Here is a 12,703-nt window from a genome sequence, read left to right on the forward strand (position 1 = left end):
AAGGCTATTAACCGAAGTCACCGTTGACGTAACCGCGAGTGCGGTCGTCCGCTGGGCGGCTGAACAGCACGTCTGTCGAATCGTGCTCAACCAGTTCACCCATCAGGAAGAAGGCGGTACGGTCGGAAATACGACGAGCCTGCTGCATAGAGTGGGTAACGATAACGATGGTGAAGTCCTTCTTCAGAGTCTCCATCAAATCTTCAATTTTCTTAGTCGCAATTGGGTCAAGTGCTGATGTTGGTTCGTCCATCAGGATCACTTCTGGCTCCATGGCGATAGTACGGGCGATACACAGACGCTGCTGCTGACCACCCGACAGGCCGAATGCGTGTGATTTCAAACGGTCTTTTACTTCATCCCAAAGGGCAGCGCCGCGCAGTGAGCGCTCAACCACTTCGTCTAGAATTTTCTTGTCTTTAACGCCCTGAGCACGAAGACCGTAAGCAATGTTCTCGTAGATGCTCATTGGGAACGGGTTCGGCTTCTGGAATACCATACCTACTTTGATGCGAAGTTGTGCAACGTCGATGTTGCCGTATACGTCTTCGCCATCCATTGATAGCTTGCCTTCGATTTTCACGCCTTCGATCAGGTCGTTCATACGGTTAAGGCAACGCAGTAGGGTTGACTTACCACAACCAGACGGGCCGATAAGCGCGGTTACCTGACGGTTTGGAATTGGCAGGTTGATTTGCTTAAGTGCCTGGTTTTCGCCGTAGTATAGGTCTAGATTTTCAATGCTAAATTTATTCATGGTTCTCTTCCTCAAAAATTAGTAAGTCGCAGTATTGAATCGGCTAGCGATGATCTTCGTTAGCAAGTTAATAACAAGAACAACAATGATTAGAATGGTGGCGGTTGCGTATGCCTGGTTCCATTCGTGAATTGTGTATAGCTCCTGCGTTAGTTTGTACAGGTGAACGGTTAGCGTACGGCCAGAGTCAAACATGCTCTCTGGGATACGGGCAACCATACCTGCTGTCATGAAGACCGGTGCAGATTCACCGATAACACGACCTACACTGAGGATGATGGAGGTAACAATACCCGGCATAGCGCTTGGCAGGATTAGTCTCCAGATGGTGTAAATCTTAGATGCACCCAGACCATATGAACCTTCACGGTAAGTCTGAGGAACAGCCATTAGTGCTTCTTCAGTTGTACGGATAATAACTGGCAGAATCAGGATACTCAGGGTCAGGGCACCTGACAGGATAGAGTAACCAAAGCCCATTACGACAACGAAGAATGTCATACCGAATAGACCGTAGATAATCGACGGAATACCGGCCAGTGATTCAGTACAGAAACGAATCACTTTAACTAGCTTACTACCTACTTTTGCATATTCGGTCAGGTAGATAGCAGTCATGATACCTAGCGGTGCAGCAACACCGATTGAAGCGGCAACCATGTATAGGGTTGATACGATCATTGGCCAGATACCTGACTCCTGACCGATAGTGGTGTAGTTGCTGGTGATGAATGTCCAGTCTACGTAAGACAGGCCATTGCTTAGGATGTACCAAACCACCCACACTAGGAAGCCAACAGTGATAGAGGCTGCCGACCAGATAAGCGCCAGAGAAATGTTATCTTTCATCTGCTGCTTTTGTGTATTTGTACCTTTAAGAGCCATAGTGATTACCTCGCACGCTCACGGTTCAGATAAAGAAGCGCGCCGTTTAGTACCATGATGAAGACCAGAAGAACGATACCCGTGGCGTAAAGAGCACTTGCGTGCAGGCCTGTCGCGTAAGACATTTCAATTGCGATGTTAGCCGTTAGGGTACGGGCTGAATCCAACAAGCCTTGTGGCATTGCAGGAGAGTTACCCATTACCATGATGATTGCCATGGTCTCACCCAGTGCACGAGCAACACCCAGGATGACGCCGGTCATGATGCCTGAGCGGGCAGCTGGTACTAGCAGCTTAAAGATAGTGAACATTTGCGATGCACCCAGAGCGTACGAACCTTCTTTGTAAGTACGTGGTACAGCGCGGATTGATGTTTCAGACACCGTGATAACCGTTGGCAGAATCATTACCGCAAGTACAATGATACCGGCCAAGATAGTGTTACCCGCAGGTACCGAGAAAACATCTTGAATCAGGGGGACGATGATAACCAAGCCGAAGAAACCGTATACAACAGACGGAATACCCGCCAGCAGCTCAATCATCGGACGAATTGTATTGGCAAGACGCTTCGGGGCAACCTCGGCAATGAAAATCGCAGTGAGCACGCCAATTGGCACACCCAGAACAACCGCACCAGCAGTAGACACTACAGACGCCACGATCATCGGAGCGATACCGTAAAGCGCTGGTGGCAGCCAGTTAGTACCGAATACGATAGAACCAACACCGGCTTGGGCAAAGGCATCGTAGCCTTCACGGAAAATAAAGTAGCCAATTAAGATTAGCGATAGAATGCCAAGTGCAGCACTCGATAAAAAGAGATATTTAAAAAACAGTTCTCGCCAGTCGACTTTATCTTTTGCTTTAAGCGAAGAGCCTTTAGCTGAACTTTCAATGTTATTTGCGATGGTCATATCTTTACTCCAGATATTGGCTAAACAAGGTTTACCCGAATACCGAGGAATCAACAAAACCGGCCACCATCATCGGATGATGACCGGTAAATAAAACGTTTACTTAGTTAACAGCGATGTAGCCTTTGTCAGCAACAATCTTCTGGGCTTCAGCGCTCTTAATCCACTTCAGGAAGTCTAGTGCAGCTGTAGATGGGCGACCTTCTTTGTAAAGAACAAGGAACGGACGCTGTACACCGTAGTCGCCAGCCTGGATAGCTTCAACTGATGGCTCGTGGTTGTCGATTGACAGCGGCTTAACAGAACTGTCAACAGAACCCAGAGAGATGTAGCCGATAGCAAACGGGTTGTTAGCGACGATAGTCTTTAGCTGGCCATTGCCACTTGCAACTTGTGCACGCTGAGAGATAGCTGAAACTGAAATGTCGTTAACTTTCATTTTAAGGTTCATGATGTCTTCGAAAGCACCACGAGTACCCGAAGCTGTATCACGGGTTGCAACTACGATTGGCTTGTCTTCACCACCGACTTCTTTCCAGTTTGTGATTTCGCCTTTGTAGATTTTCGTTACTTCTTCTTTAGATAGGTCCGATACTGGGTTGCTCGTGTGAGCAACTACAGCGATACCGTCGCGAGCAATAACAACTTCTTTGATGTTGTCTGCTTTCTCTGAATCTTTAAGATCGCGAGAACTCATACCTAGGTCAGAAGAACCATCGTGGGCAGCGCGAACACCAGCAGATGAACCTGGGCCCTGTACTTCGATAGAAACATCGTGAGATTGTGAATAGGTCTCACCTAGAACTTCCATGATAGGTGTAACAGAGTTCGAACCGACTACTGAGATAGTTTCTTTTGCTACCGCAGTGTTAAATACCATTGAACCTGCTAGGGCTAGTGCGCCGATAACCTTTGTTTTCATTTTCCTAATCCTTAAAAAGCTGGCCGTATTGCCAATAGGTTTGAATGAACGAGGCCAAGATTAGGGAAAAAGTATGACAGTAATGTTTCAGTACTTTGAACACTCTATGACGGTCATCATAAATGTTTAATAAGTGTCCAATTTGACCTCTGTTCCACTTTTGAAGGTGGCGGGCCTTTTTGCAGCAAATATAACCGACAGAGCATCACTCTCATTAAGCGTATGAAAGCGCGGTGTTTGTCATCTCGAAAACGGTATTTCATTTTCTGCCTCTGTTACAATGTCTATCATAGTGAGCTTCAAGAAATACAGTCATAATGATCAAAAAAGCCCAACAGATGGTTGTGTTTAATGCGCTGACCAATCAGCGTAGCTTTACCAAGGCGGCACAGCTACTTGATATATCCCGCACTCAAGTCAGCAAACAGGTACAGCAATTGGAACAAAGGCTGGGAGTACAGCTCGTACAGCGCACAACCCGTTCGTTATCCTTAACCGAGGCAGGTGAAAGGTTTGCTGTGCACTGTGCCAATATCGTTGCCGAGATCAATGAAGCGGAAAGCGAGCTAGTCCAGAGCTCCGACAGTATGCAGGGGATCCTCAGAGTAGGCAGTGCCCAGTCTTTCGCACGCCATCATATCGCGCCATACCTAGCGGCCTTCCATCAGCAATTTCCCCAGCTGGATGTTGAGATGAGTTTGTTTGATCACAAGGTTGATTTGATTGCCGAGCAGTTGGACTTATGGATAGGGATGACGGACTCGCCACCGGAAGGGTTTGTCGCCAGGCACTTAGCAGATTGCCATTTTGTGCTGGCAGCAAGTCCGGATTACCTTACTCGTCATGGCGTACCTTACCAGCCTGATGATCTCAACAATCATAATTGCATTACCTATTACAGCAGAGAGCGTAAAGATAACATCTGGAGTTTTCAGAAGGATGGTGAGCAACAAAATATCAAAGTTTCTGGAAATTACCGGGTCGATTCCGCGGATGCGATCCTTGACGCGACACTTGCTGGCCATGGGATAGGGTATTTGGCGACTTATTTATTGGACAAGGAGTTTCAAGAAGGCCGGCTAGTGCGCCTAATGCCTGATTGGGATTTGTCGCAGCACATGCCTTTATATGCTGTTTACCCCCGTTACCAGTTTCTGCCAAAGAAGGTCCAGGCATTTCTCGATTTTATTCGCGAGAAGATTGGTGAACCTGTGTACTGGGATAAGGTGCTTTAATCACCAGTAAGGTGCAAACACGAAATCGTTTTCGCATCATCACCTCTGTAATAAGGGGGGATATTGTCAACTGTGGTGACAATAGTATCCCGTATTTGCACTAATCATGATGTATAGGCATGATTTGGCTTATAAATAGCCAATTCCCAAGCTATTTGTGGTGAAAGTGTAAATACGTGTAACAAGTTGATCCTTGTCACAGTTTTATTTCTAAATAGAATGCCTCCGCAATCGTTTACTAACAAATTTGTGGAGTTTGACCATGAGCTATCTGGTCAGTGCACTAGGCGTATTGGCGCTTTTTGCGGTTGCAGTTCTATTTTCTGAAAATCGTCGTGAAATTAACTGGCGTACTGTGGGTGGTGCCTTTGCCATCCAGCTGGTTTTTGCAGGCTTTATCTTATACGTGCCTGTGGGGCGTGAGATCCTCAACTCTGTATCATCGGCTGTTTCAGGAATCATCGACTACGGCCGTGTGGGCACTGAGTTCCTATTTGGCGAACTGGCTCAGTTCAAACTTGGCTTTATCTTCGCGGTCAATGTTCTACCGACGATTGTCTTTTTCTCGGCTTTGATCTCAGTGCTGTATTACTTGGGCGTAATGGGCTTCATTATCCGCAGTATTGGTGGTTTGCTTCAGCGTTTACTGGGCACCAGCCGCACGGAGTCGATGTCGGCGACGGCGAATATTTTCGTTGGCTCTGTCGAGGCGCCATTGGTTGTCCGTCCATATCTTGCCAAAATGAGCCGTTCTGAACTGTTTGCCGTGATGGTTGGTGGCCTGGCTTCTGTTGCTGGTGGTACCTTGGTGGGCTATGCAGGTCTTGGTGTAGACATTAGTTACCTGATCGCTGCCAGCTTTATGTCTGCCCCTGCCGGTTTGATGATGGCGAAAATTCTTGTTCCTCAGACCGAAGTTATCAATGATGACAATGCGGCAGATGATGATGCCGATGATGAGCCAGTGAACATTATCGATGCGGCGACACAGGGTGCACTGAGCGGCCTGCAAATTGTCATGGCTGTGGGTGCTAGCTTGCTGGCGATCATCAGTTTGATTGCATTGATCAACGGTGGTCTTGCACACGTTGGTGGCTGGACCGGTATCGACAACCTTAGCCTTGAGCTCATCTTCGGTTACTTGTTTGCGCCAGTGGCATGGTTGATCGGTGTGCCGTGGTCTGAAGCGACGGTTGCGGCTAGTTTGATCGGCAAGAAGATTGCTGTGAATGAGTTTGTTGCGTTTGCTGATCTTATTGCTGTGAAAGATCAACTTAGCACTCACTCTCAGGCTATCGTGACCTTCGCGCTATGTGGTTTTGCTAACCTGACTTCAATTGCTATGCTGATGGGTGGCCTGGGTGGTGTAGTGCCAAGCCGACGTCCTGATATTGCCCGTTTAGGTTTCAAAGCGATTTTTGCTGCGACGTTGGCAAACCTGATGAGTGCGACAATCGCAGGTGTATTCCTTTCTTTCTAAAACGGAGCTGTTAATAGGTAGAAAGTGACTGATAGATAAAAGAAAACAGAGTGCGATGCACTCTGTTTTTGTATGTATCAATAGTGCCAAGTACACTATGATCATTTGAACTGCAATATAAGACCTAAGGACCATTTGAGTATATGTAGCCAATCCGGTAGTGTCTGTCTCACAAGTGATATAAATAAGATAAAGGGTGGATGATGAAATCTGACGTTGATAAGTTGCTGGGCCAACACAAGAAGCTTGTTCATTCCGAAGATAAGAAAGTCGCCTCGCATACCCAGCGCGAAAACGGAGACTGGATCATGCACTCCCTGATGCTTGAAGGCTACGATGTGCCGTTTAAATTCAAGCGCAAGAAAAAGTACCAATCGCTAGCAGGCGCAAAGGTAAACCTGACTTATTATCCAGCCACGGAAGTTGTGGCTGGATTGAACTTTGAAGTGATGAAAGTGGTAAGGATTAAGCGCGCTTGATTGCGGCGGTTAATGCCTGTGGCTAGTTTCTCAGCGAGCATGTTCGATCGGGTATAAAGCGGAAGTTTCTGTACTCGGCAGTGATAGAGGTCGCGGGATCTTTACTGAACTCTCCAGCCCAATTAGAGATCCTATCATCGGTTGCCCAGACATTGGCCATGATCCGAAGGCGGCTGTCGTTTACGGAAGGAATAGGATCGTCGCTGCTATTTTTCACCTTGTAGACCAACTTGCCATCGATATACCACTTGATCGCCCCTTTGGTCCACTTAATGCCATAGCGGTGGAAATCTTGTGAGGCATCGAAATCCAAGTAAATTAATTGCTCGTGGCTACGAGCATAGCGGTCATCGTTGGTCCAGAAGTTCACTTGCATGACATTGGTGTTATTGCCTAAAAACTCCACATCAATCTCGTTGTGCATCCCATTGCCATCTTCAGGCTTATCGTAAGGACCGGCAAATAGAAAGAAAGAGCTAATGACGCCAGGCGCTGCAATAGGCTTCATTTCTACCTCATAACAGCCATAGCCATAATAGTCATGGCTTCTCAGCTCCCCAGATTGAAACTCAAAGTCGTCACTATCATTAGGAGCATGGCTCAAGGTGATCGCCATGCCATCGGATGAATGGCTAATCGCTTCTCCTTCCCAGCGATTGTAGAAAGGAAAACCATTGCTCCAGCCATCGGACTTCCACCAAATGCTGGTATTTAGCTCGGTAAGCGGGTCTTCGATTGGACTACTGGCAAGCGCAAAGGGGGAGAGAGTAATCATAGTGATGATGCCTGCCGTTTTATTGAGAGATCGTAACAACATAAATACAGATCCTTTGGAAATTAAAATAGGCTTGTAGCCAAGTTCTTGTGCCACTAGGGTATAAAACTAGCAGGATTATTTTGCTCTATAACTGCAAACCTGTATTGGATCTGAGACGAAGAATGAAATTATGCGACGCAGTTTGCTAAGTGAAACTGAGCATTATGCAATTTTCATATTAGCCCGGCTCAATGAGTGGGCGGAAATGGCGTTTTTTATACCACAAGGCAGTTAAAATCAGTGAATTGGTGTTGATGTTGTAAGCGCTGTTAGGGCCTCCATTTAAATAAATCCCAGTAGGAACAGCCCTGTGTGTAAGGCTATTGTCTATCACTTCATCCGCCAGCTGGTGGCTAAAGTCATCACCATCGAACAAAACACTTAAGCCAAAAGCGACTTTATTGCTAAAAATTTGTGGGTTCTCAACGGGCTTGCCACCGGGGGCGATACTCAACCACGCACTGCCATAAATATAGATGTTGTTGTAAGAAAACCAAGGTGACCGGCTCATGGCATCTTCGGCAAAGATCCATGGTTTTGTTTCTTTGGACGATTTTCGTTTCTGTAGCCGAAACAGTACATCTAGTTGATTCCACCACTGGTCTGTCGAACCAATTTCAATACCATATAGCACATAAGGGTCTGTGGTGAAGTAGGGGAGATTTCGCTTGTCTACCAAAAGCTCAAAACCATCAACAGTAACTTCATCGATATCATTTTTCTCATAGGCTTTGCTGACATCAAAGCCAAAGAAGTCAAAGCCCGATGCGGCATATTGCAGGTAGCCAAGTCTTCCTTCTTGCCGGTAATGGCGCTTTTGGGCTGTTTTAAGTTCACCATATAATGTGCCATTGGATACGGCTTTGTCTAAATCCCATCTATCCAGGATACGCTCTATAGCTTGGGTTAATTGGGGCTTGTGAACTTGGGTTATTTCCAGCCAAATTAACAAACGGCCTATGTCTAACGCCGACCAGCCATTGCCGTTTGAACTAGTGCTACTATAGCGGCCAGATGGTTGGGCTGTATGGGTATTGTATTCACGGTTAGGTAACGCGTTGTTGTATAAAGGGAGCGCTAATAGCGACTCGAAGGTCTTTTGCAGTTTGCTGTCCGCTTGTTCTGCCGTGATAAGCCCTAGTCCCTCGGCCGAGAGAGTCGCGGCAATACCACTGGCGACATCCCACATGGTACTGTGATGGTAGCCCTGCACCGAATTGATCAGCCCGGTGTCATTATTCCAGTTTTGTTCAAAATAGTAGTAGGCTTTTTTTGCGAGTAGCTTTTCGTTGCGGCTAAGCGCTATGGATGGGAGTTGTCCAGGCGATAGTGTAATAATAGGGTTTTCTGAAACAAGCAACGTGCTAGCGTCTAGTTCGGCGACTTCTGCGATTTCTTCGTTGGTGATAGGTGGAGCGATTGTCCGTCGTTGAAAATGTATCTCGCGACTGGACGCATCTTTATTATTATGGGTGACGCTACGGCCACCATAAAAACTGGGACTCGGTTCTTCCGTCTCGTTATTAAAAGCCGCAAACACTGAAAATGACATCAGCAATGCAGAATACAAAGCCGTCAATCGCTGTGCTTTTCTTGTTTGAAAAACCTTTTTGGGCATTACCTCTGCATTCCTTTTCGAAACTACATACTAAGTTATATCGGTTTAATTCATATGTTGGGATAGTTTGCTATGCATGCAGAGCAAAAATGTGACACTGCTCTCGTAGATAACTACCTGATGTTTAATTAATTATCTGTAATTTCTTTATTGTATTTTTTTTGCTTGTCCTATAATTAATATGCTACTGGTGGTGTATGGCAAAGAGTTTTGCTTAGGAAAGTGTTAGCAACGCGGTGATGGGCTTACTTTAATCATAAAAAGCGGTGATCATATGGAACTTGGTATCGTATTCTGGTTTCTCTTTTATTTGGCTTTTTTTTGCCTATCGACCTATTTGGGCTACCAAAAAGGGAATTTAATCGCTGGTATATTGTTGGGTTATGTCTTGGGCCCCATTGGGGCTTTGCTGATGTATATGAGTAAGGATAGAAAGCACATCACTTGCCCGTCTTGTCATGCCGAAATCCATAAGCGGTCATACATCTGCCCGAAGTGCCAGGTGAAAGTTGGTGTCAGTGTAACAGCGGCTCAAGAGTGATGATATGAAAAGAAGAAAAAGCAGAGCAAAGTCGTCGTCATCATCCTTGGTTCGGGTTGAGCATAAATCCATGTTCTCTCAGCGTCGGTTGGCCGCCCTTGCAGGCATCATCTTTACTGTACTTGTGGCTCAGGCTGGGTACTTTTATTGGCAATACAACCAAGGGCAAGTGGACTATTTATCAGTCCAGAATAAGTTTGATGAATACGAACAACAGCTGTTGGAAAAACAAACGCTGATTGATGAGTTTCAGCAGCAGCTGATTTCGAAACAAGCACAATTGGAAGAGCAGCAGCTAGTGATTGATGAGCTGGATGAGCGACTGATCAATCTGGATGAAAAGTATTTATTTCTTATGCAGGAGATCAATGCGACCAGTACGCTGTTGGTTGATAAAAACAGCGAGATTGCATCGCTTGAACAACAGTATATTGACTCACAGAAAGCACTGAAGAAGAAAAGCTCTCAGCTCTATAGCCTACAGCGACGCTTTGAGAGAGATGTTAATAGCGCGATTGCCAAAGAGAGGAGGAAGTTGACGGAGTCACAATTGATGGTGGATCAAGAACTTGCCCAACTACAATCTCAAGAAGCTGAAATTAGCGCCAAGATTTCCAATGTTGATGAGTGGGAGAGAAAGCGGGCTGAATTTGAGAAGCTGTATGCCAGCTCTGCACTTGAAAAGCAAAACGAAGAGCGGGTTAGCAAACTGATGGATCAATTCAATGAGCTTCGTGTTGATCTGGATGTCGTGAACGAGTGTGATAAAGATTATCTGTATCGCTACAATGAGGCGAAAAGCCTGCTTAATCATATTAGAACCTTTATTCAGAAGTATGAAATGCGGGATGAGTTCTACTATTACGTTATTTCAAATGACAGTATGATTAATTCACAAAACCGAAAGCTATGTGTGGTTGACTAATACATTGAAAGAAAGAGTCTAGGTTGAAATGTAAAAGCCTATCAGCTGTCGGTTTTTCATTTTATCGGCATGCACTATTGCCACATCACCAGTATGGCAGCCAGTGAAAGCAATAATAGGGCGAGCATTTCTTTTGCGCTGATGCGTTGTCCTAGCCAGAAATAAGAAATGAAGATCATAAAAATGATTTCGACCTGGCCAAGGGTTTTTACATAGGGTACTGCTTGCAGTGACATGGCGCTGAACCAGCCAAGAGATCCGAGCACACTGGTTAAACTTGTCATGATGACGAGCTTAGGCTTGGCGAACATAGCGGCTAAAGTATGTCGCTCTTTCACTAATAAATAGGCGGTAATAAGCAAGGTTTGTAGCAGTATGACTAAAAATAGTACCCAAGCGGCGCTGAAAGGGAAGGGTAGCTGTAAGCCCAGGCTAGCTTCCCTGATCCACAAGGACGTGAGGGCAAAGGCTGAACTGCAACTCAGGCCAAGCATCAGGGTTTTCATTGAAAGCTTGCGCCATCCCGACGGGCTACTTAGCAACAGTACGCCAAGTGTCCCGAGTAAGACCCCAACCCAGCCAGTAAAGGTTAAAACGGTACCAAAAAATAACACACCAAGCACCGCTGATACTGGGGCTTCACATTTTGCCAGCCCTGCACCGATGGCATAGTTCTCTAATTTGAACAGTAGCACCATCAAGCCGGTAGCGATTATCTGCATGACCGCTGCGCCAATGACATAAAAGCAGAACTCACCACTAAATTGCGGCATTGGTGCGCTTTGCCATTGATACAACGCGATTAAGTAGACCAACGCAAGCGGACTAGCAAAAATAAAGCGTGCCAAGGTCGTACCTGCCACACTCAAATCTTTACTTAATTTGCTTTGGAAGGCATTGCGCCATGATTGGCTAAGAGCAGCGAGGAGGGTAAAAGCAATCCAGCTAAATGACATTACGGTTCCATCGTATTGAAGAGCGGTTGGACAGTGTAGCGGACATGTATTGAAGATGGAAAATAATTGGTTGTTGATCAGAAAGAAAAAGAGTAGGCAATGGTGATAGAACCATCTTTAAAGCGTCCGGTACCTTCGGCGCGATCCGATGAGTTCCAGCGGTTTCCCGAGTAGTTGTTGTACTGAACAGTGATGGTACCCGGACGCCAGTCAAAGTAACCAAAACCGTAGGTGTAGTCAGGGTTCCAAGGCTGTTTTTGCGAGCTGTCGAAGTAATAAAAGGCGGTACCGTTGACGTACCAGTTGCCAAAAATAGAGTACTTACAACCGAGACTGAGGGTCTTGTGACCTGTCATATATGAGGTGGTGGCAAGATCGAAGTATTCCGGGGTGTAGTTGAAATCAATCTGACAGCCAATCGCTCCCTCATCGGTAAAGGTCAACCAGCTTCTCACAGGGTCGACAACAGGAAATTTCCAGCCCAACGACCAAGTGCCCTGGTTGAAATTGGTGACAGGCTGTTCATCGGTTGCTTTGAATCGGTTACCGCCATAGTTGGCATACATCAGGCTAAAGGTGTAGGGCCGCCAGTCGCTGTAACCAAACACATAGGTAAAATCTGGATTCCATGGCTGCTGTTGATCTCCATCCCAGTAATAGTAAAGAGTTCCAGACACGAACCAGTTGCCCAAAATAGTGTATTTAAGCGACAGGGTCGTGGTCATATTGGTATTGGCTGGCCCGTTGGTGGCGTTGGCAGGAATATTGGCTGCCGGCGTTTCGAGTAGCGGGTAGCCGAAGCCGAGGTTGCCGCTGAGTCCGTGTAAAAAAGATTTGTCTTCATTTTCTTCCCATTCTTCAAACGGAAGAGAAAATGAGCTTGAGACCCCCTTCCAAATCAAATCTGCTTCCGTCTCTTCTTCATCCGTTTCAAAGTTGGTTATCTTGCTGGCTGGAGTCAGGGATGGAGAGGTAGGCTCAGGAGCATGCTTGCGTGTTTCACTCATATACTCATCGGCCATGCTGGGCATAGCGATCAATAGCGGAAAAAGAGTAAAACAGATACAGCGCAAGCCCATCATCCTTGTGTGCCAGAGTGCAAATAGTCACTAGTAGTGGCTGCTTTTACATGCAAAGTAAATCAACTACTAGTAAATTTTTGATGTAACAA

Annotated in this window: 12 protein-coding genes; 4 read left to right on the top strand and 8 right to left on the bottom strand. The window is 46.1% G+C overall.

Annotated features, from left to right (window positions below; all coding sequences use genetic code 11):
* Positions 1-7: 7 nt before the first annotated feature.
* The 4 genes from pstB to R2X38_RS05165 all read right to left on the bottom strand — a co-directional run bounded on the left by pstB (position 8) and on the right by R2X38_RS05165 (position 3,481).
* Positions 8-757, bottom strand: coding sequence for a phosphate ABC transporter ATP-binding protein PstB (gene pstB, locus R2X38_RS05150; protein ID WP_317521089.1), 750 nt, complete (start codon positions 755-757; stop codon positions 8-10).
* A gap of 18 nt (positions 758-775) precedes the next feature.
* Positions 776-1,642 carry a phosphate ABC transporter permease PstA gene (pstA, locus tag R2X38_RS05155; protein ID WP_317521090.1) on the bottom strand — a complete coding sequence of 289 codons (867 nt, stop codon included), beginning with the start codon at positions 1,640-1,642 and terminating at the stop codon, positions 776-778.
* A gap of 5 nt (positions 1,643-1,647) precedes the next feature.
* Positions 1,648-2,559 (bottom strand): phosphate ABC transporter permease subunit PstC, encoded by a 912-nt coding sequence (pstC, locus tag R2X38_RS05160; RefSeq protein ID WP_039462572.1) that lies wholly within the window; start codon positions 2,557-2,559, stop codon positions 1,648-1,650.
* Positions 2,560-2,662: 103 nt separating this feature from the next.
* Positions 2,663-3,481 carry a phosphate ABC transporter substrate-binding protein gene (locus tag R2X38_RS05165; protein ID WP_317521096.1) on the bottom strand — a complete coding sequence of 273 codons (819 nt, stop codon included), beginning with the start codon at positions 3,479-3,481 and terminating at the stop codon, positions 2,663-2,665.
* Between the two features lie 317 nt (positions 3,482-3,798).
* Between R2X38_RS05165 and R2X38_RS05170 the strand changes: the two genes are divergently transcribed.
* The 3 genes from R2X38_RS05170 to R2X38_RS05180 all read left to right on the top strand — a co-directional run bounded on the left by R2X38_RS05170 (position 3,799) and on the right by R2X38_RS05180 (position 6,675).
* Entirely contained in the window at positions 3,799-4,716 is a 918-nt protein-coding gene (locus tag R2X38_RS05170; RefSeq protein WP_317521097.1) for a LysR family transcriptional regulator, read from the top strand.
* Between the two features lie 262 nt (positions 4,717-4,978).
* Positions 4,979-6,196: a NupC/NupG family nucleoside CNT transporter gene (locus tag R2X38_RS05175; RefSeq protein ID WP_317521098.1), complete on the top strand. Its 1,218-nt coding sequence runs from the start codon at positions 4,979-4,981 to the stop codon at positions 6,194-6,196.
* A 203-nt stretch (positions 6,197-6,399) separates the two neighbouring features.
* Entirely contained in the window at positions 6,400-6,675 is a 276-nt protein-coding gene (locus R2X38_RS05180) for a hypothetical protein (protein ID WP_317521099.1), read from the top strand.
* 22 nt (positions 6,676-6,697) lie between these two features.
* Here the strand turns inward: R2X38_RS05180 and R2X38_RS05185 are convergent, their stop codons facing one another.
* Together R2X38_RS05185 and R2X38_RS05190 are read right to left on the bottom strand one after the other, a co-directional pair.
* On the bottom strand, positions 6,698-7,492 hold the full coding sequence (locus R2X38_RS05185; RefSeq protein WP_317521100.1) for a family 16 glycosylhydrolase: 795 nt from the start codon (positions 7,490-7,492) through the stop codon (positions 6,698-6,700).
* A gap of 178 nt (positions 7,493-7,670) precedes the next feature.
* A complete protein-coding gene (locus R2X38_RS05190) occupies positions 7,671-9,110 on the bottom strand; it encodes a DUF3131 domain-containing protein (RefSeq protein WP_317521101.1) in 1,440 nt (479 codons plus the stop codon).
* Between the two features lie 545 nt (positions 9,111-9,655).
* Here R2X38_RS05190 and R2X38_RS05195 point away from each other — a divergent pair.
* Positions 9,656-10,576: a hypothetical protein gene (locus R2X38_RS05195; protein WP_317521103.1), complete on the top strand. Its 921-nt coding sequence runs from the start codon at positions 9,656-9,658 to the stop codon at positions 10,574-10,576.
* 74 nt (positions 10,577-10,650) lie between these two features.
* On the opposite strand, the gene R2X38_RS05200 is transcribed toward R2X38_RS05195, so the two are convergent.
* On the bottom strand, positions 10,651-11,532 hold the full coding sequence (locus R2X38_RS05200) for a multidrug transporter (RefSeq protein ID WP_317521104.1): 882 nt from the start codon (positions 11,530-11,532) through the stop codon (positions 10,651-10,653).
* 77 nt (positions 11,533-11,609) lie between these two features.
* The gene (locus tag R2X38_RS05205; RefSeq protein ID WP_317521106.1) at positions 11,610-12,539 is read right to left on the bottom strand and encodes a hypothetical protein; all 930 of its coding nucleotides are present in this window, start codon (positions 12,537-12,539) and stop codon (positions 11,610-11,612) included.
* Positions 12,540-12,703: the final 164 nt, after the last annotated feature.

The sequence above is a fragment of the Photobacterium rosenbergii genome (assembly GCF_033022775.1).
GTDB lineage: Bacteria > Pseudomonadota > Gammaproteobacteria > Enterobacterales > Vibrionaceae > Photobacterium > Photobacterium rosenbergii_A.